This is a genomic window from Massilia sp. ZL223 (assembly GCF_018119395.1).
Classification (GTDB): domain Bacteria; phylum Pseudomonadota; class Gammaproteobacteria; order Burkholderiales; family Burkholderiaceae_D; genus Telluria.
On the sequence record NZ_JAGPWD010000059.1, the window covers coordinates 1 to 18,521 of the forward strand.

Here is an 18,521-nt window from a genome sequence, read left to right on the forward strand (position 1 = left end):
ACGGTAACGCTGCAAGCCATGCGCCCGGCCGTGTCGATGAAATCGCGCCGCTCCGCAAGCAGGACAGCATGTCGGCGCCGGCTTGGCTTGCTCGATCACTTCGGTAAAGCGGTCCAGGCCGACCGTCGACCGCAGTACCTGAAGCAGCTGCTCGCGTTGACGCTTGCTCAGGACTGCGACCTGTTCCAGCAACTTCTTGAATGTCGAGGCCTTCATCGCTTCCTCCGCCGAGATATGGATCCTCGTTAGACCTCAGCAGTTAAGGAAGATTCAACACTCAACGGTGACAGCGCCAAAAAAATGCCGCTGTCCCCAGCGGCATTTTCCGTTAACCGATCCTGCGATCAGTCATGCGCGTAGATATCGTTGTCCTTGGTCTCGCGGATGAACAGCGCCCCCACGACCACGGTGATCAAGGCAATGATGATCGGATACCACAAGCCGTAGTAGATGTCGCCCTTGAAGGCCACCAGCGCGAAGGTGGTGGTTGGCAGCAGGCCGCCGAACCAGCCATTGCCGATGTGATACGGCAGCGACATCGAGGTATAGCGGATGCGGGTCGGGAACATTTCCACCAGCATGGCCGCGATCGGGCCGTACACCATGGTGACGTAGATCACCAGGATGAACAGCAGCAGCACCAGCATCGGCTTGTTCACCGCGGCCGGGTCGGCCTTTTCCGGATAGCCAGCGGCCTTCAGGGCGCCGGTGACTTCCTTCTTCAGGACGGTTTCGCGCTCCTTGCTGGCGGCGTCGAAGTTCAGGTTATCCGGCGTCATGACGGCGTTGAACGACTGGAAGGTCGTGTCGCCCACCTTGACCGATGCGACGGTGCCGGCCGGCGCGTCCTGGCGGGTGTAGCTCACCGAGGCCGCGGTCAGCATGCGGGTGGCGATGTCGCAGGAGGACGGGAATTTCTTGGTGCCGGTGGCGTCGACCTGGAAGCTGCAGGTCTCCGGATCGGCCACGACCACGACCGGCGAGGTCTGGATCGCACGCTCGAGGGCCGGGTTGCCGTAGTGGGTGATGGCCTTGAAGATCGGGAAGTAAGTCACCGCCGCGATCAGGCAGCCGCCCAGGATGATCTTTTTACGCCCGATCTTGTCCGACAGCGAGCCGAAGAAGATGAAGAACGGGGTGGCCAGGGCCAGCGAAATCGCGATCAGGATGTTGGCGGTCGGCTCGTCGATCTTCAGGGTCTTGGTCAGGAAGAACAGGGCGTAGAACTGGCCGGTGTACCACACCACCGCCTGGCCCATGGTCAGGCCGACCAGCGCCAGCAGGGCGATTTTGCCGTTCTTCCAGTTCAGGAAGGCTTCCGACAGCGGCGCCTTCGAGGTCTTGCCCTCGGCCTTCATCTTGGCGAAGGCCGGCGACTCGGACATCGACATACGGATCCAGACCGAGATGCCCAGCAGGACCACCGAGATCAGGAAGGGAATGCGCCAGCCCCAGGCCTGGAACTCCTCTTCGCCCATGGCGGTGCGGGTGCCCAGGATCACCAGCAGCGACAGGAACAGGCCGATGGTCGCCGTGGTCTGGATGAAGGAGGTGAACAGGCCGCGCTTGCCGTGCGGAGCGTGCTCGGCCACATAGGTGGCCGCGCCGCCGTACTCGCCGCCCAGGGCCAGGCCCTGGAGGATGCGCAGGGTGACCAGGATGATCGGCGCCGCGATGCCGATCTGAGCGTGGCTCGGCAGCAGGCCGACCAGGAAGGTCGATGCGCCCATGATCAGGATCGTCACCAGGAAGGTGTACTTACGGCCGATCATGTCGCCCAGGCGGCCGAACACCAGCGCGCCGAACGGACGCACGATGAAGCCGGCGGCGAAGGCCAGCAGCGCGAAGATGAAGGTGGTGGTCGGATCGCCGATGAAGAACTGCTTGGCGATGATGGAAGCGAGCGAACCGTAGAGATAGAAGTCGTACCATTCAAAAACGGTACCGAGGGAAGATGCGACGATGACCTTGCGCTCTTCCTTGGTCAGGCCAGAGGAGGATGGTGCAACCTTTCCTCCGGCGGTCATGCCGGGTGTGATAGCCATGTGTTTGTCTCCGTATAGTAATTTTGTTCCGGATGATGACGCTGTTGCTGACGGATTGCTAACGCAACTTGCCAATTACCTATCAGCTGTGACCGAGTGTGTTCCGCAAACCTTACACGATTCTTGCAGCCAGCTTACACGGAGCTTACAAGTGGACGCTCGTGCAGCTTGCGGCTGTGTCGGACGAGGCGCTTCTCCCTCGTAAGGCCGGGTCCGACGATCTCTACCGGCGTCTTCACGGTTTCATTACGAACGACCGTTCTTATATGCTATGCTCGGCCGGTCCAACACGAACAACAGGAGACAGCAGCATGCATGACGCCGTGATCGTTTCGACCGCCCGGACCGCCCTTGCCAAATCCTGGAAAGGCGCCTTCAACATGACCCACGGCGCCACCCTGGGCGGCCACGTGCTGCAGGCGGCCATCGAGCGCGCCTGCATCGACCCGGGCGAGCTGGAAGACGTCATGATGGGCTGCGCCAATCCCGAAGGCGCCACCGGCGTCAATGTCGCGCGCCAGATCGCGCTGCGCGCCGGCTGCCCGGTCGGCGTGCCGGGAATGACGGTCAACCGCTTCTGTTCCTCCGGCCTGCAGACCATCGCCCTGGCGGCCCAGCGCATCCTCAGCGGCGAGGGCGAGATCTACGCCGCCGGCGGCGTGGAATCGATCTCCTGCGTCCAGCAGGAGATGAACCGCCACATGCTCTACGAGCAGTGGCTCAAGAAGAACAAGCCGGAACTCTACTGGCCGATGCTGCAGACCGCCGAGACGGTGGCGCGCCGCTACGGGATTTCGCGCGAGCGCCAGGACGAATACGGCGTGCGCAGCCAGCAGCGCGCCGCCGCCGCCCAGGCGGCCGGGCTGTTCGACGCCGAGATCGTGCCCATGACCACCGTGATGGGCGTGGCCGACAAGGCGTCCGGCATGCTGCTCACCCGCGAAGTGACGATCGGTGCCGACGAAGGCATCCGCGCCGACACCACCCTGGAAGGGGTAGCCAAAATTCGTCCGGCGCTGCCGGGCGGCGTCGTCAACGCCGGCAACGCCAGCCAGTTCTCGGACGGCGCGGCCGCCACCATCGTCATGAGCAGCCGCGCGGCCGAGGCCAGGGGCCTGCAGCCGCTCGGGGTCTTCCGCGGCTTCGCCGTGGCCGGCTGCGAGCCGGACGAAATGGGCATCGGTCCCGTGTTCGCGGTGCCGAAGCTGCTGCAGAAGGCCGGGCTGGGTGTCGAGGACATCGGCCTGTGGGAGCTGAACGAAGCCTTCGCCGTGCAGGTGCTGTATTGCGCCGACCGGCTGGGCATCCCGATGGAGCGCCTGAATGTCAACGGCGGCGCCATCGCCGTCGGCCATCCCTACGGCGTGTCGGGCGCGCGCCTGGTAGGCCACGCGCTCATCGAAGGCAAGCGCCGCGGCGTCAAGTACGTGGTGGCCACCATGTGTATCGGCGGCGGCCAGGGCGCGGCCGGCCTGTTTGAAGTCGTCTGAACGTTTTTTAGGAGAAGTAATGATCAAGCATATCGTGATGTGGAAGCTCAAGGAGCAGGCCGAAGGCGCGGACCGCGCCGCCAATGCGCGCGAAATGAAGCGCCGGCTCGACGAGTGCGCCCACATCGTGCCCGGCATCCTCACGTTCGAGGTCGTGATCGCCCAGCCGGGACTGGAAGCCACCTACGATGTGGTGCTGTACTCGGAATTCGAGGACAAGGCGGCGCTGGACTCCTACGCCAGCCACCCGACGCACAAGGCCCTGGTGCCTTTCATCGGCGCGATCCGCGAAGCGCGCCAGTGCATGGATTACGAAGTCTGAGCCCAGGCTCGGCCTATAACAAGACGGAGACCGCATGCGCACCACCCACGAACTGTTTTCCCTGAAGGACAAGACCGCCATCGTCACCGGCGGTTCGCGCGGGCTCGGCCTGCAGATGGCCGAGGCGCTCGGCGAGCAGGGCGCCCGCCTGCTGATTTCCTCGCGCAAGCAGGAGGAGCTCGATGAAGCCGTGGCGCACCTGAAGGCGCGCGGCATCGATGCCACCAGCATCGCCGTCGACTTGTCGAACGAGGCCCAGGCCCATGCCTTCGTGGACGAGGCGCTGCGCCGGCTCGGGCAGGTCGACATCCTGGTCAACAATGCGGGCGCCAGCTGGGGCGCCCCGGCCGAGGACTATCCGCTCGAGGCCTGGGACAAGGTGATGAACCTGAACGTGCGCGCCATGTTCCTGGTCTCGCAGCGGGTCGGCAAGCTGTCCATGATCCCGCGCCGCTACGGGCGCATCGTCAACATCTCGTCGATTGCGGGCCTGGCCGGCAACCCGCCGGGCACCATGCAAACCCTCGCGTACAACACGTCCAAGGGCGCGGTGGTAAATTTCACCCGTACCCTCGCGGGCGAATGGGGACGCTACGGCATCACGGTCAATTCGATCGCGCCGGGCTTCTTCCCGTCCAAGATGACCAAGGGGGTGCTGGCGACCTTCGGCGAGGACACCCTGGCCAAGGATGCGCCGCTCAAGCGCCTTGGCGACGACGAGGACCTGAAGGGCGCGGTGGTGCTGTTCGCCTCCGACGCCGGCAAGCATATTACCGGGCAGACGCTGGCCGTCGATGGAGGCGTGTCGGCGGTCTGATTCCGGACGCAGCGATGTCATCTGTGGGGAGAGGACGATGAAGGAGTTTCACGGCAAGGTGGCCGTCATCACCGGCGCGGCCAGCGGCCTGGGGCGTGAATTCGCCAACGTGGCCGCGGGGCTGGGCATGAAGCTGGTCCTGGCCGATGTCCAAGCCAAGCCCCTCGAGCACGCGGCCGACGAGCTGCTGCATGGCGGGGCCGAGGTGCTGGCCATGGTCTGCGACGTCAGCAAGGGCGCCCACGTGCAGGAACTGGCCGACTCGGCCATCGCGCGCTTCGGCGCCGTGCACCTGGTGTTCAACAACGCCGGCGTCGGCTCCGGCGGCCTGATCTGGGAGAATTCGGAACAGGACTGGGAGTGGGTGCTTGGCGTGAACCTGTGGGGTGTGATCCACGGCGTACGGGTGTTCACGCGCGTGATGCTCGAATGCGCGCAGAAGCATCCGGGCTTCGAAGGCCACATCGTCAACACGGCCTCCATGGCCGGGCTGCTCACCGCGCCGGCCCTGGGGGTCTACAACGTCTCCAAGCACGCGGTCGTGGCGCTGTCGGAGACGCTCTACCACGACCTCCAGCTGGTCGGGGCGCCCATCGGGACCTCGGTCCTGTGCCCCTATTTCGTGCCGACCGCGATCGCACACTCGCACCGCAACCGGCCGGACGGGCTGCACAGCCAGGAGGGCGTCACCGCGAGCCAGATGGCCGCGCAGGCCCTGACCGAGAAGGCGGTCGGTTCCGGCAAGGTGTCGGCGGCCGACGTGGCGCGCCTGACCTTCGACGGCATCCGCGAGGGCCGCTTCTACCTCTATTCGCACCCGCAGGCGCTGGGCGCGGTGGCCGAACGTTTCGAGGCGATCGTGAAGGCCGAGCCGCCGGCCGATCCGTATGCGGCGACACCGCAGGTACTGGAAATGCTGAAGGCGGGCGTGCGCCGTCCGCACTAGCCGCAATCGTTCAGTGCGAACGGCCGTCGTAGTGATGCACCGGGATGCTGTCCTGATCCAGGTTCTCCAGGCAGCGCAGGTTGATCGCCGCCATGGCATTGCCTTTCGGGTCGCTGCCCTCGCCGTAGGGGTGAATGCCGCAGGTCGGGCAGAAGCGGTGCTTGATCACGTGCTTGTTGAACATGTAGGTGCTGGCCGCTTCCTCCGGCGTCAGCAGCCGCAGTTTGTCGCGCGCCACGAACCACAGCAGGGAACCCTTGCGCGAACAGATCGAGCAGTTACAGGCGAGCGCGCTGTCGATCTCGCCCTCGACTTCGAAGGCAACGGCGCCGCAATGGCAGCTTCCTTGGTAGTGCATGCTTCTTCTCCTTTGTGGTCGTGATTAATGAGCCCAGGCGAGCGCCTCGACGTAGCCGGCGCCGTCGGAAATGGTGTCGTGCCCCGCGCCCTCGATCACACGCATGACGACGCGGTCTTGCGCGAAGCGCCCCGCCAGGCGCCGTGTGCTGGCGGGCGGGATCACCTCGTCGTCCTGCGCCGCGATGATCATGGTCGGCGCCTGCACCTTCGGGACATAGCGCCAGGATTCGTATTTATCCTGCAGCAGCCAGCGCACCGGGAACCAGGGGAACTGGGCTGCCGCGAGCTCGAGCAGGCTGTCGTAAGGCGTGATCAGCACCAGCTTGCTGACCGGGCGCAGGCTCGCCACCTGGAGCGCGACGCCACTGCCGAGGCTGCGCCCGACGAGCACGATGTCCTGGTGTTCGGTCGCGGTCCTGTCGTACAAGGCAAGGGCGTCGGCCACCAGGGCCTTCTCGAAGGGAGTGCCGGAGCTGCCCGCATAGCCGCGGTAGTGCAGCAGGTAGAGCGCACGGTCCGGGAAGGCTTGTGCAAGCTGCGGCAGGCTGGCCGAGACGTCTTCGGCGTTGCCTCCCAGGTAGATCAAGGCTTTCGGGCCGGGCATGGCGCGCTGCGACACTTTCAGCAGCGCGTCCGGCGCCGCCAGGGTGGTCACCTGCGGCGCCTGCAGCGCGGCGCGCTGGGGTGGGAAGTAGATGAGCGAGCGCTGCTTGAAGAACAGCAGCGCGCAGACGCCGAGGTACGCGGCGAGGAGCACGCACAATATCGCGGCGAAGGCCTTCATGCGGCCGGCCCACGGGTACAGCAGGGTAAGGCGCGGATGCGGACAGGCGGCATGGGCGGTCGGCGTGGAGTGGAGATGGTGCGAAGTATACCTGCATCGGCACCCCGCGATTCTCCCGGAAAGCCGCACCGATCGCCGGCTCCAGGCTTACCGGGTGGCGCAGAAACCCGCGTCGCTGTTGGTCGCGCCGGCCGCCAGGTCGCGGTTCCAGTCAGGACCCGAGAGGCTCATGGTCGCCCCATCCATGCTGTGCTTGCCGTTCCAGAACGAGGTCACCGTACCCTGGATGTTCGGGACCAGCACCGTCCAGCCGATGGCCTTGACCGTGCTGGTATTGGCCACCGACACGCTGGCGCAGTAGCCGCTGGTCCAGTCGGCGGTGATCGCGAGCGTCGCCTTGAGCGAGCCTGCGGGCAGTTCGGGCGGCATCTCCACCGGCTTGACCGGGCGGGTGGCGCACAGGCCGATCTCGGTCGACTCGCCGGGGCGCAGCATCTTGTTCCAGTTCGCGCCTTTGACAGTGAGGACCTGGTTGGCCAGGGTGTAGCCGCCGTTCCACAGCGAAGTGACGGTGTCGGGGAACTGGCGCTCCACCGTCCATTCGCCTGCGGTGGCGCCGACGTTGCGCACCGTGAGCGTGCCGCAGTAACCGCTGCCCCAGTCGTTGGAGGCCACCAGGGTGCTCTCGACGACCGGCGGCGCGGGCGGCGGCAGCGGGTTCGGGTTCGGGCCCGGCTCGGTCGCGTTGGGGTCGATGAAGGCTTTTTTGACGGCGGTGAGCAGCGGGTTGTTGACGCCGTCGGTGGTGCCGTAGTTGACCAGCCAGATGATGGTGCCGCCCGCGCCTTCGCCTTCGCGGGTGGATTGCGTCCACGCGCCCTTGGCGGCAATGGTCGCCGGCTCCTCGTAACTCAGGTAGCCGGTGGTCCATTCCGGACGCGTGGACGGGGTATAGCCGCCCGGGTAGGTGCGGTAGCTGGTCTGCGTGGCCTCGTCCCAGGCGTAGATGCCCTTGTCCAGGTAGCCGTGCTTGTGCAGCTGGCGGTAGTTCCAGCGCACGTCGTAGACCGACCAGTTGGCCAGGTCGCCGTCGGTCACCTGGTCCGGACCGGTGTAGGGCGGCGCGTAGTGCATGCCATAGAAGCCCAGGCCCATGCCGAGCTTGTTGCGCGGCACGCCGGCGTCGACATATTTCTGGATGGTGCCGGCGATCGACATCGGACGCGCCGCGCTGTGGCCGGTCAGCGGTGCGAAGGTGGTGCTGTTCCAGCCCTGGCCGAACCAGCCCATGCCGTAGCTCATGAAGTTGTACTGGTCGACCATGGCGGCCACGCGCAGGCTGTGGGCGCTGACCTTGTCGATGTTCATGTTGAGCATGCCGGCCGGGAAGGTGACGATGACCGGCTTGTCCTGGTAGCGCGGGCGCGAATTCGCTTCCTTGCGCAGGTCGGCGATCAGGGCTTCGAGCAGGGCCTGTTCCTCGATCGCGCTGTCCTTGATGCCTTCCCAGTCGACGTCGATGCCGTCATAGTCCTTGGCCACCATGTAGTCGACCAGGTTTTTCACGAAAGCGGGCCGCACTTCGGGGCGCGAAGAGGCGATGAAGCCCGCGTTGTCGCCTTCGCCGCCCAGCATGATCAGGGCCTTGATGCCGGCGTGGTGGGCGCGCTTGACCATGTATTCCTCGACCGTCAGGTCGTAGGGGGCGCCGGGACCGATGTCGCGGCGGTCGTGGGCGGTGCCGGCGCCGGGCACCACTTCGCCGGGCAGGCCCTTGGCGCCGCCGCCCGGACCGATGCGGGCGAACACCAGGTGGGTCATGGCCGTCATGTCGACGTGCTCGGGCGCCTGGTAGTCGCTGTTGTCCCAGAAGTAGCCGCCGTAGTAGCCGGTGACCCATTTGCCGCTTGGGTTGTCGGCAGCGAAGGCATGCCAGGGGGCGCTCATGGCCAGGGACAGCATCGACATCGCGGCCACGCGGCTGAACTTGATATGCATTGCATTCTCCTTTTGATTATTACCACAAGGAAACATGCTAGCAGCCGAGGCAAGTCCAAAGATGTCACCAAAGTGTAATGCCCCCACCCCTGGGGGGAGCGGCGCGGCCCCGTCAGCGGGGCGGTTCATGCAGGGTAAATTCTTTCGGACTGGCGGGCGGCGAATGTGCTTGCCTGGCTTGATTCCATGGCAAGATTGCGCGCCTCCTTCAATTGTACCGAGCATGTCACTATCCATTGCATTCCCCACCGCGCTACCCGAGTCCCCGCGTTTTCTCAGACTGCTGCGCACTGCCGCCGCGCTGTGCTGCCTGTGGGCGGGCGCTGCCGTGGCCTGCAATCCGGCCGAGACCGCGGCCGGCGTCGACGAGGGCTTCGATGCGGAGCGCCTGTGCCAGGTGCTGACCGAGTTCCAGGCGGGCGACGCCAACCTGCACGGGCTGGTGATCCAGCGTCGCGGCAGGCTGGTCGCGGAGCGCTACCGGACCGGCAAGGACCGCTCGGTGTACTCCCTGTTCCCGCGCACGGTCGAATTCGACGCCGCCAACCGCCACGACCTGCGCTCGGTCAGCAAATCGGTGGTGGGCCTGCTGTGGGGAATCGCCCAGGCCGAGGGCAGGACGCCGCCGCTCCACGCCCGCGTGCTGGACCTGTTTCCGGAACTGGCGCAATACAAGCGGGAAGGGCGCGAGGCGATCACGGTCGAGCACCTGCTGAGCATGACCAGCGGACTGGAATGGAAGGAACCCTACCAGTACGGGCTCGGTAACGACGAACTGGCGCTGTACTGGCGCGCCTCGCAGGAGAAAGTGGTGCTGGCGCGGCCCATGCTGCATGCGGCCGGCACGCACTTTCACTATACCGGCGGCGCCACGGCGATCCTGGCCAGGTTGCTGGCGCAGGGCGCGGGCATGCCGCTGCCGGACTATGCGCGCGAGCGCCTGTTCGCGCCGCTGGGGATCACGGACTGGGAATGGATGTCCGACCTGCGCGGCCGCCCGCTGGCCTTCGCCGGCCTGCGCATGCGCCCTTATGATCTTGCGAAAATCGGCCAGCTGGTTCTGCAGCGCGGCGCCTGGAACGGACGGCAGATCGTGCCCGCGGAATGGATCGACGCCTCGCTGCGCCCGCACGCGGACATCGGCGACGGCCGCCACTACGGCTACCAGTGGTGGCTGGGAACGACCAGGACGCTCGGCACGGAACAGCGCTGGGCGGCGGCCTTCGGCAATGGCGGCCAGCGGCTGTTCCTGGTGCCGGGGCTGGACCTGGTGGTGGTCCTCACTGCCGGCATGTACGACGACGATGGCGGCGTGGTGAAGGTGAACCGGCTGCTGCAGCAGATCGCCGGCGCCGTGGTCCGCTAGACGCCGCGCTAAGCCGTCTCGCGCGCCTGCGGCTGGACCACGCGTTCGTGCAGCTCCGGCGGCGCGTCGCGGTACAGCTTGACGACGGTCGAGGTCCGGGTGCCGTAGCCTTCGGACTCGATGCACACCGGCGACAGCATGCGTTCGACCTCGAGCGGCACGCCGGTCTCCGGCAGGCGCAGGTCGGGCGCGCGCGTGGTGTCGGCCAGCATTTCGAAGTAGGCGTCCTCGGGCGCCCCCTGGCACAGCAGGCTCGCGAATTGCGCCTTGGTGCGCAGCACCTTGGGCCAGGGCGCGTCCAGCAGGCCGTTCGAGATGCCGTAGATGCGGCCCGGCTCCAGCGGCTGGCCGTTGCGCGGGTCGGCGTGGCCGCGGTTCGAGTACCAGTACAAGGCTTCGTGGTCGCCAAGCACCAGGTTATAGCCGTTGTAATCGTCCGCGCGGGCCGCGATGCGCGCCACGTAATCGGCCGCGCTGATGTCGTCCTTCAGGAAGTCGGCCACCAGGGCGCCGCGCGTCGGCGCATCGAGGCGCCGTTCGCTGGGCGCGCGGATGTTGGTGAGGGCCGCGAAGCGCGGACCGCCGGGGCCCGACAGCGAAACGCCCATCCAGCTGCCGCCGCCCTGCAGGTCGCGCCCCGCGATCACGTGCGGATGCTCGGGCCAGGGCGCGGCCGGCATCGCCGGGCGGTCGTAGAATTCGTCGCGGTTGGCGGCCGCGATCACCGGCACGCCGGGGACGACGTGCCAGGCAAAGACTATCAAGCACATGGCGCTAGATCCGTGAATACTTCCGCCCGGCGCGGGCCTTCGATGATCGCGTGCAGGCCGGCGGCATCGGCGGCGCGTTCCAGCGCCGCGGCGAAACCTTCCCCGACCCCGGGATAGACTTCCATCCAGGTCTGCAGGCCATCCCTGGCGTCGGGACGGCGCTTGAGCTGCACTTGCACGCCTTCGCCGTCGGCGAGGCGCTGTTGCATCGCCCGTACCAGCGGGGCGAGGCGGGCGGCGTCGTGTTCGCGCACCTTGTAGTAGACGTACAGGTCGACCATCGTCAGTCGTCGACGGCGTCGAGGCTGTAGGGCAGGGGCGCAAAGGCCAGGCGCGGACCCGCGCTCGAGCCCAGGCGCACTTCCTCGTCCAGCGCGGCCAGCTTGATCTCGACCAGCACGTCGGCTCCGCCGCTGCCGTTCGGCGCCGCATTCACGACCATGCCGCAAGGCTGGTCCGGATCGGCGAGGGAGAATACCTCGTCGCCGGGACGGGCGGCCGCATTCTCGACGCTGGCCAGGGCCGCGCGGCGCTTGATCTTGCCAAGATACTTGGTGCGTGCGACGATCTCCTGGCCGGGATAGCAGCCTTTCTTGAAATTCACGCCGCCCAGCAGCTCGAAATTGACCATCTGCGGCACGAACTGTTCCTGCGTCGCGGCGGTCACCTGGGGCGAGCCGGCGTGGATCGCCGCCAGCTGCCAGGCCTGGTTGCCGCCCAGCGCCAGTTCGTCCTTGAGGGCGGTCAGCGCGGCGAGGCCTGTGTCGCTCGTCGCCAGCCACAGGTAGCGTGGCATGCCGAAGGCATCGTGCAGCCGGAGCACCGTGCCCGCTTCGCCGCTGACCTTGGTCATGGGCGCAGTGGGCAGGGTAGCGACGTGGCGGCGCAGCGCCGCTTCGGCTTTGGCGCCGCCCAGGCCGAGGACCGCCTGGAACGGCGCTTCGTCGGTGGCGTCGCGCAGCTTGGCCTTGGCGCGCAGCACGAACATGCTGAGGCGCTTTTGCAGCGGGGGCTGGATCGCACGCGGCAACTGCAGGTAGACCGCGTCCTGGTCGCGCCACATCAGGAAGGTGGCCTGCAGGCGGCCCTTGGGCGTGCAGAAACCGGCCAGGCGGGCGTCGCCCTGGCCGAGGTGCTCGACGTCGTTGGTGAGCTGGCCGTGCAGGAAGGTCGCGGCATCGTCGCCGGCGACGGCGATGAGACCGAGATCGGTCACGGGGGCGACGAAGCCGGCGGCCAGGTCGGCAGCCGTCAATACACGGCCGAAATCCTCGACCTGGTTCGCCTCGTCGACGTGAAAGCGGGCGCCGAGCGCAGAAAGTTGTTCAGTCCAGTGACTCATAAATCGAATATGATCTTGCAATTAGGCTTTATCATTACGGGCTCATTATAAAGATGTCGAGAAAATCGCGCCGGACACGGCGCAATACCAAGCAAAACCCCATGGCTCTGATTAAAAAACTCCTCGTCGCCAGCGTTGTCGTGGCGATCGCCGCGGTCGGCAGTTTCTCCTGGTGGGCCAAGCAGCCCCTGACCACGGCAGGACCGGCGATCGAATTCACGGTCAACCCGGGCAGTGGCGCGGCGGCCGCCGCGCAGCAGATCGCCAGCGCCGGCGTTCCGCTCAACCGCTACCTGTTCGCGCTGCTGGCCCGCGTGACCGGCCAGGCCGCCAAGATCAAGGCCGGCAGCTATGAACTGAAACCGGACACCTCGCCGCGCCAGCTGCTGTCGCAACTGGTGCGCGGCGAATTCGCCCAGGAAGCGATCACCATCATCGAAGGCTGGAGCTTCCGCCAGATGCGCCAGGCCCTGGCCGCCCACGAGCGCCTGAAGCACGATACGGTCAAGCTGTCGGACCAGGAACTGATGGCCAAGATCTCGACCGAATACAAGGATCCCGAAGGCCTGTTCTTCCCGGACACCTACCTGTTCGCCAAGGGCTCGTCCGAGCTCGAGATCTACAAGAAGGCGCACCAGGCGATGCTGAGCCACCTGAAGGCGGCCTGGGAAAAACGCGACCAGAACCTGCCCTACAAGACGCCCTACGAGGCCCTGATCATGGCCTCGATCGTGGAAAAGGAAACGGGCCAGAAGAGCGAACGCGGCATGATCGCGGGCGTGTTCGTGAACCGCCTGCGCACCGGCATGCTGCTGCAGACCGATCCGACCGTCATCTACGGCATGGGCGAGCGTTTCGATGGCCAGATCCGCAAGAAGGACCTGGAAACCGACACGCCTTACAATACCTATACGCGCGGCGGCCTGCCGCCGACCCCGATCGCGCTGCCGGGCATCCAGTCGCTGAACGCGGCGCTGGCGCCGGAGAAGACGCCGGCCCTGTATTTCGTGTCGCGCGGGGACGGCACCAGCCAGTTCTCCGACAACCTGCTGGACCACAACCGCGCGGTCAACCAGTATCAGCGAAAGATCACCCGATGAGCGAAGGTAGTACGTTGCGCGGAAAGTTCATCAGTTTCGAAGGCATCGACGGCGCCGGGAAATCCACCCACATCGGCTTCGTCACCGACTTCTTGCGCGCGCGCGGCAAGAACGTGGTCTCCTCGCGCGAGCCGGGCGGTACGCCGCTGGGCGAAAAGCTGCGCGAATTGCTGTTGCACGAGAAGATGCACCTGGAAACCGAGGCGCTGCTGATGTTCGCCAGCCGCCGCGAGCACATTGCCCAGGTCATCGCGCCCCAGATGGCGCTCGGAAACTGGGTGCTGTCGGACCGTTTCACCGACGCCAGCTTCGCCTACCAGAGCGGCGGGCGCGGCCTGGCGCGTGACAAGATGGAAGCGCTGGAGCACTGGGTTCATCCCGATTTGCAGCCCGACCTGACCTTGCTGTTCGACGTGCCGCTCGCCGTGGCGCGCGAGCGCCTGGACGCCACCCGCACCCTCGACAAGTTCGAGCGCGAGCAGGCCGACTTCTTCGAGAAATGTCGCAACGAGTACCTGCGCCGCGCGGCCGAGTTCCCGGAGCGGATCGTGGTGATCGATTCGACCCGCTCGATCGAAGACACCCGCGTGCGTTTATCGGAAGTACTGGAGAAATTGTTGTGACGATGTATCCGTGGCAGGAAGCCGCGTGGGCGCAGCTGCAGCAGATGCGCGCCCGCATGCCGCATGCCATCCTGTTCCATGGCCCGGCCGGCACCGGCAAGGCCGATTTCCTGGAAACCTTTGCTCAGGCCCTGCTGTGCGAGAACGTGCAGCCGGACGGCCACGCCTGCGGCGTGTGCGCTTCCTGCGGCTGGTTCGTGCAGCACAATCATCCGGACTACCGCCGGGTGCGCCCGGAGGCCTTCGAGGACGAAGCGCCGGAGGGCGAGGAGGGCGCGGAGGGCGAGCGCAAGGCCAAGTCCGCCAAGCCGTCCAAGGAAATCAAGATCGAGCAGATCCGCGCGCTGGCCGATTTCATGAACATCTCGACCCACCGCCAGGGCTTGCGGGTGGTGGTGCTGTATCCGGCCGAAGCGCTCAACATGCCGGCCTCGAACGCCCTGCTCAAGACCCTGGAAGAGCCGCCGCCCGGCACCGTCTTCCTGCTGGCCTCGAACAGCCTGGACCGCCTGCTGCCGACGATCCTGTCGCGCTGCCGCAAGTTCGCCCTGCCCATGCCTTCGCATGAGGAAGCCCTGGCCTGGCTCAAGGCCCAGGGCGTGGCGGACGCCGACAGCTGGCTGCGCGAGCAGGGCGGCGCGCCGCTGGCCGCGCTGGCCGAAAGCGAGGGCGGCAGCCGCGAGGAACTGGAAGCGCTGCTGCATTTCCTGGCCCAGCCGTCCAGGGATGGTGCGCTGCGCGCCGCCGAGCGCCTGTCCAAGGGCGAGCTGCCCGCCCTGGTGGCCTGGCTGCAGCGCTGGCTGTACGATGTGTTCGCCTTCAAGCTGTCCGGCCAGATCCGCTATTATCCCCGCCATGAGCGCGAGCTTGCGGCCCTGGCGGCCAAGGTGCACACTGCGAGCCTGATGCGCGCGATCAAGGCGACCAACGAGCGCCGCGCGGTGGCCGAGCACCCGCTGTCGGCAAAATTGTTTGTCGAAGACATGTTGCTTGAGTACACTTCGTGCTGCAGCTGATGCAATGAGAGGATACCGATGAGCGCCACCCCGACAGACCCGAACGCAGCGCAAGCGCCGCGGCCGTCCGTGCTGTCCCTGGCCATCAAGGAAAAGGCGGCCCTGTACGCCGCCTACATGCCTTTCCTCAAGAACGGCGGCATGTTCGTGCCGACCAACAAGCCGTACAAGATCGGCGACGAGATCTACCTGATCCTGTCGCTGATGGACGACCCGAACAAATACCCGATCGCCGGCAAGGTGGCCTGGATCACCCCGGCGGGCGCGAACAACAACAAGGCGCAGGGCATCGGCGTGCACTTCCCGGCGGACGAGTCCGGGCAGCGCGCCAAGCTGCGCATCGAAGAAATCCTCGGCGCGGCCCTGCGTTCGTCGCGCGCGACCCATACCCTGTAACCGAGTTTCCAACCCACTTCCTGCTGTATGCCGTCCTACGTCCACCGCCTCGCTACGCGCGACGACCTGCCGGTCATCGTCGATATCTATAACTCCACCATCGCTTCGCGCGAAGTCACCGCCGATACCGAACCGATCACCGTGCAATCGCGCGAGCAATGGTTTGCGGACCACACGCCGGATCGCCGGCCGCTGTGGGTGATCCACGCCGCGGACGACAGCAGCGACAAGCCCGAAGTGCTGGGGTGGTTGTCGTATTCGAACTTCTACGGCCGTCCGGCCTACTCGGGCACCGCCGAGGTGTCGATCTATATCGCCGAGAAGGCGCGCGGCAAGGGCATTGGCCGCTATTGCCTGGAGCTGGCGATGGCGTTTGCGCCGGAAGTGAAGGTGCACACCCTGCTGGGCTTTATCTTCGGCCACAATGTGCCGAGCCTGGCGCTGTTCCGCAAGTACGGTTTCGATACCTGGGCCAATTTCCCGCGCGTGGCGAACCTGGACGGCATCGAACGCGACCTGGTCATCCTGGGCAAGCGCGTCGCCTGAATAACGGTCTAGCCGCAGCTCGATTAAAATGGCGGGATGTTCATCGATTCCCATTGCCACATTAATTTCCCGGAGCTGGCTGCCCGGATGCCCGAGATCATGGCCAAGATGGCCGAGAACAAGGTGACGCATGCGCTGTGCGTCTCGGTCGACCTGCCGGATTTCCCCCAGGTGCTCGCCCTGGCCGAGCAATATCCGCACATCTACGCCTCGGTCGGCGTCCATCCCGACTACGAGGACACGCCCGAGCCGACGGTGCTGCAGCTGGTCGAGCTGGCCGATCATCCCAAGATCGTCGCCATCGGCGAGACCGGTCTCGACTACTACCGCCTCGAGGGCGACCTGGAATGGCAGCGCGAGCGCTTCCGCACCCACATCCGCGCTTCGCGCGAGACCCGCAAGCCGCTGATCATCCACACCCGCGCCGCCAGTGCCGACACCATACGCATCATGCAGGAAGAGGGCGCCGGAACCGACCAGGGCGGCGTGGCAGGCGTCATGCATTGCTTCACCGAGTCGCTGGAAGTCGCCCAGGCCGCCATGGCCCAGGGCTTTTATATTTCGTTCTCGGGTATCGTGACCTTCAAGAGCGCCAAGGAATTGCAGGAGGTCGCCAGGGCCGTGCCGCTCGAGCGCATGCTGATCGAGACCGATTCGCCCTACCTGGCCCCGGTGCCTTTCCGCGGCAAGATGAACGAGCCGGGCTATGTCGCCCACGTGGCCGAGTTCATCGCCACCCTGAAGGGCGTCTCGCTGCGCGACGTGGCCCAGCAGACCACCGAGAACTTCTTCAAGCTGTTCCAGACCGCGAGGAACTGAACCATGTCCACCACCCGCCGCTCCATCGTCCTTGCCGGCCTGCTCGCAGGCTTCCTGTCCACCGCCCAGGCGGTGCCGCCGCCGACCCCGGAACAGGTGACGTCCTTTTTCCGGGCGGTCCAGACCGACGACGCCTCGACGGTGCGCAAGATGGTGGGCGCCACGGTCAACGCCAACGAGCGCAACCCGGTCGGCGGCGATACCGCGCTGGTGCTGGCGGTGCGCGAGGATGCGAAAAACGTGTTCCAGGCCCTGCTGGAACACCCCGGGACCGATCTCGAGGCTACGGCCGCGAACGGCAACACGGCCTTGATGATGGCCGCCTTCAAGCGCAACAAGGAGGCCGTCAACGCGCTGCTGGCCAAGGGCGCGAAGGTGAACCGCGCCGGCTGGACGCCGCTGCACTATGCGGCGGCGGCGGGCGATGTGGAAATTATCGGCCTGCTGGCCGAGCGCGGCGCCAAGCTCGACGCATTGTCGCCGCGCCAGAGCGGCGCCTACACGCCGCTGATGATGGCGGCGCGCGAGGGCCACGATGCGACCGCGCAGCTGCTGCTCAAGCGCGGGGCGAAGCCGGGCCTGAAGAACACCGAAGGCCTGACGGCCGCCCAGATCGCCGAGCGGGCAGGGCACACGGGGCTGGCGCAGGCCATTACCGGCGCTAAACCCCAATGATTTAACGTTTCCGCCGAGAACTAGGGGTGAAAGACCCCGCAGCTCGGCCCTTCGGCGGCATGCCTGCTTGTCCATAATGTCCTTACGGTCCACTCCGGACATCACGACAATCGGGAACATCATGCTGAACGAACGCGAAATCGAAAGCTGCTACCTGGGGCAGTTCATCCCCGTCCACTACCATCACAACATGCTGATGGACCAGAACCGGATGCACAGCTTCAAGTCCGCCATCCACTACGCGGTCTTCCCGGGCGCGCGCGTCCTGGAACTGGGCGGCGGCACCGGCGTGCTGTCCTTCTTCGCGGCCCAGCAGGCGAGCAAGGTCTACTGCGTCGAATACAACCCCGACATGGTGCGCGAGGCGCGCAAATTCCTGGCGATCAATCCGAACGGCCACAAGGTCGAGGTGATCCACGCGGACGCCTTCGACTACCTGCCGCCGGAACCGGTGGATGTCGTGATCTGCGAGATGATCCACGTGGGCATGCTGCGCGAGAAGCAGGTCGAGGTGATCGAGTCCTTCAAGCGCCGCTACCTGGCAAAATTCGGCGGTCCGCTGCCGGTGTTCCTGCCCGAGGCCGTGATCATGGCGGCCCAGCCGATCCAGCAGGAATACGATTTCGAAGGTTTCCATGCGCCGATCGTGCAGTTCCAGGAGACCGGCGTCGTGTATCCGGGCACCGTGGAACTGGGCCAGCCGGCGGTGTACAGCATCATCGACTTCCAGACCCCGGTCGATACCCATATCGGCTTCGAAGGCTCGGTGCTGATCGAGCAGGCGGGCACGCTCAATGCGATGCGCTTCATTACCAAGAACGTGCTGGCGGTGGTGCAGGAGCAGTCGACCACGATCGACTGGCTGAACCACTACATGACCTTGCCGCTGGCCAGGCCGATGGCGGTCGAGGCGGGGGATTTGCTGCGCGTGAGCTTCCATTACCGGGCGGGCGGGTCGATTCCGTCGCTGCAGGCGTCGATCGAGGCGCAGGTGGTGAATCGCGAGGTGGCGGAGAGGGTGGCGGAGTTTGCTTGATTGATGATGGGCGGGCGCATGCGGCCATCGGTAGCCGTGCGGTGTGCGACGAACTTGGGTCCCGGCCTGC

At 66.0% G+C, this 18,521-nt stretch carries 20 protein-coding genes and 1 pseudogene; 13 read left to right on the forward strand and 8 right to left on the reverse strand.

Features of this window, described 5'->3' with window-relative positions; translation table 11 throughout:
* Window positions 1–216 (reverse strand): annotated as a pseudogene (locus KBW95_RS23355) (IS1595 family transposase); the annotation flags it as partial.
* Window positions 217–344: 128 nt separating this feature from the next.
* Window positions 345–2,045: an MFS transporter gene (locus tag KBW95_RS23360; protein ID WP_229429970.1), complete on the reverse strand. Its 1,701-nt coding sequence runs from the start codon at window positions 2,043–2,045 to the stop codon at window positions 345–347.
* Between the two features lie 311 nt (window positions 2,046–2,356).
* Here KBW95_RS23360 and KBW95_RS23365 point away from each other — a divergent pair, with 311 nt between their 5' ends.
* The 4 genes from KBW95_RS23365 to KBW95_RS23380 are packed head-to-tail and all read left to right on the forward strand — an operon-like array spanning window position 2,357 to window position 5,620.
* Complete coding sequence (locus KBW95_RS23365; protein WP_211522764.1) at window positions 2,357–3,535, forward strand: acetyl-CoA C-acyltransferase; 1,179 nt, start codon at window positions 2,357–2,359, stop codon at window positions 3,533–3,535.
* Window positions 3,536–3,554: 19 nt separating this feature from the next.
* Window positions 3,555–3,857 carry a Dabb family protein gene (locus KBW95_RS23370; RefSeq protein WP_211522765.1) on the forward strand — a complete coding sequence of 101 codons (303 nt, stop codon included), beginning with the start codon at window positions 3,555–3,557 and terminating at the stop codon, window positions 3,855–3,857.
* A 34-nt stretch (window positions 3,858–3,891) separates the two neighbouring features.
* Window positions 3,892–4,674, forward strand: a complete 783-nt coding sequence (locus tag KBW95_RS23375) for an SDR family oxidoreductase (protein WP_211529465.1) — start codon at window positions 3,892–3,894, stop codon at window positions 4,672–4,674.
* 37 nt (window positions 4,675–4,711) lie between these two features.
* Entirely contained in the window at window positions 4,712–5,620 is a 909-nt protein-coding gene (locus tag KBW95_RS23380) for an SDR family oxidoreductase (RefSeq protein ID WP_211529466.1), read from the forward strand.
* Between the two features lie 10 nt (window positions 5,621–5,630).
* Here KBW95_RS23380 and KBW95_RS23385 read toward each other — a convergent pair whose 3' ends face one another.
* The 3 genes from KBW95_RS23385 to KBW95_RS23395 form a co-directional block, all read right to left on the reverse strand.
* On the reverse strand, window positions 5,631–5,978 hold the full coding sequence (locus tag KBW95_RS23385) for a GFA family protein (protein ID WP_211529467.1): 348 nt from the start codon (window positions 5,976–5,978) through the stop codon (window positions 5,631–5,633).
* 24 nt (window positions 5,979–6,002) lie between these two features.
* Window positions 6,003–6,737, reverse strand: a complete 735-nt coding sequence (locus KBW95_RS23390) for an alpha/beta hydrolase (RefSeq protein ID WP_373888848.1) — start codon at window positions 6,735–6,737, stop codon at window positions 6,003–6,005.
* A 174-nt stretch (window positions 6,738–6,911) separates the two neighbouring features.
* Window positions 6,912–8,762, reverse strand: coding sequence for a glycosyl hydrolase family 18 protein (locus KBW95_RS23395; protein WP_211529469.1), 1,851 nt, complete (start codon window positions 8,760–8,762; stop codon window positions 6,912–6,914).
* A 223-nt stretch (window positions 8,763–8,985) separates the two neighbouring features.
* Here KBW95_RS23395 and KBW95_RS23400 point away from each other — a divergent pair, with 223 nt between their 5' ends.
* Window positions 8,986–10,128, forward strand: coding sequence for a serine hydrolase (locus KBW95_RS23400; RefSeq protein ID WP_229429971.1), 1,143 nt, complete (start codon window positions 8,986–8,988; stop codon window positions 10,126–10,128).
* A gap of 8 nt (window positions 10,129–10,136) precedes the next feature.
* Here KBW95_RS23400 and KBW95_RS23405 read toward each other — a convergent pair whose 3' ends face one another.
* The 3 genes from KBW95_RS23405 to KBW95_RS23415 are packed head-to-tail and all read right to left on the reverse strand — an operon-like array spanning window position 10,137 to window position 12,240.
* A complete protein-coding gene (locus tag KBW95_RS23405) occupies window positions 10,137–10,898 on the reverse strand; it encodes an NRDE family protein (RefSeq protein WP_211522773.1) in 762 nt (253 codons plus the stop codon).
* A complete protein-coding gene (locus KBW95_RS23410; protein ID WP_211522774.1) occupies window positions 10,889–11,179 on the reverse strand; it encodes a DUF4936 family protein in 291 nt (96 codons plus the stop codon). The genes KBW95_RS23405 and KBW95_RS23410 overlap by 10 nt, the downstream gene beginning before the upstream one ends.
* Before the next feature lie 2 nt (window positions 11,180–11,181).
* Window positions 11,182–12,240 (reverse strand): folate-binding protein YgfZ, encoded by a 1,059-nt coding sequence (locus KBW95_RS23415; RefSeq protein ID WP_211522775.1) that lies wholly within the window; start codon window positions 12,238–12,240, stop codon window positions 11,182–11,184.
* A 101-nt stretch (window positions 12,241–12,341) separates the two neighbouring features.
* Between KBW95_RS23415 and mltG the strand changes: the two genes are divergently transcribed.
* From mltG to KBW95_RS23455, 8 genes are all read left to right on the forward strand, one after another.
* Entirely contained in the window at window positions 12,342–13,340 is a 999-nt protein-coding gene (gene mltG / locus KBW95_RS23420; RefSeq protein WP_211522776.1) for an endolytic transglycosylase MltG, read from the forward strand.
* A complete protein-coding gene (tmk, locus tag KBW95_RS23425; RefSeq protein ID WP_211529470.1) occupies window positions 13,337–13,963 on the forward strand; it encodes a dTMP kinase in 627 nt (208 codons plus the stop codon). The genes mltG and tmk overlap by 4 nt, the downstream gene beginning before the upstream one ends.
* Window positions 13,964–13,965: 2 nt before the next feature.
* Window positions 13,966–14,979: a DNA polymerase III subunit delta' gene (locus KBW95_RS23430; protein ID WP_229429972.1), complete on the forward strand. Its 1,014-nt coding sequence runs from the start codon at window positions 13,966–13,968 to the stop codon at window positions 14,977–14,979.
* 18 nt (window positions 14,980–14,997) lie between these two features.
* Window positions 14,998–15,375 carry a PilZ domain-containing protein gene (locus tag KBW95_RS23435; RefSeq protein ID WP_211522778.1) on the forward strand — a complete coding sequence of 126 codons (378 nt, stop codon included), beginning with the start codon at window positions 14,998–15,000 and terminating at the stop codon, window positions 15,373–15,375.
* Between the two features lie 27 nt (window positions 15,376–15,402).
* Window positions 15,403–15,921: a GNAT family N-acetyltransferase gene (locus KBW95_RS23440; RefSeq protein WP_211522779.1), complete on the forward strand. Its 519-nt coding sequence runs from the start codon at window positions 15,403–15,405 to the stop codon at window positions 15,919–15,921.
* A 36-nt stretch (window positions 15,922–15,957) separates the two neighbouring features.
* On the forward strand, window positions 15,958–16,740 hold the full coding sequence (locus tag KBW95_RS23445; RefSeq protein WP_211522780.1) for a TatD family hydrolase: 783 nt from the start codon (window positions 15,958–15,960) through the stop codon (window positions 16,738–16,740).
* Between the two features lie 3 nt (window positions 16,741–16,743).
* Window positions 16,744–17,415 carry an ankyrin repeat domain-containing protein gene (locus KBW95_RS23450; RefSeq protein ID WP_211529471.1) on the forward strand — a complete coding sequence of 224 codons (672 nt, stop codon included), beginning with the start codon at window positions 16,744–16,746 and terminating at the stop codon, window positions 17,413–17,415.
* 121 nt (window positions 17,416–17,536) lie between these two features.
* Window positions 17,537–18,451 (forward strand): methyltransferase domain-containing protein, encoded by a 915-nt coding sequence (locus KBW95_RS23455; protein ID WP_211522782.1) that lies wholly within the window; start codon window positions 17,537–17,539, stop codon window positions 18,449–18,451.
* Window positions 18,452–18,521: the final 70 nt, after the last annotated feature.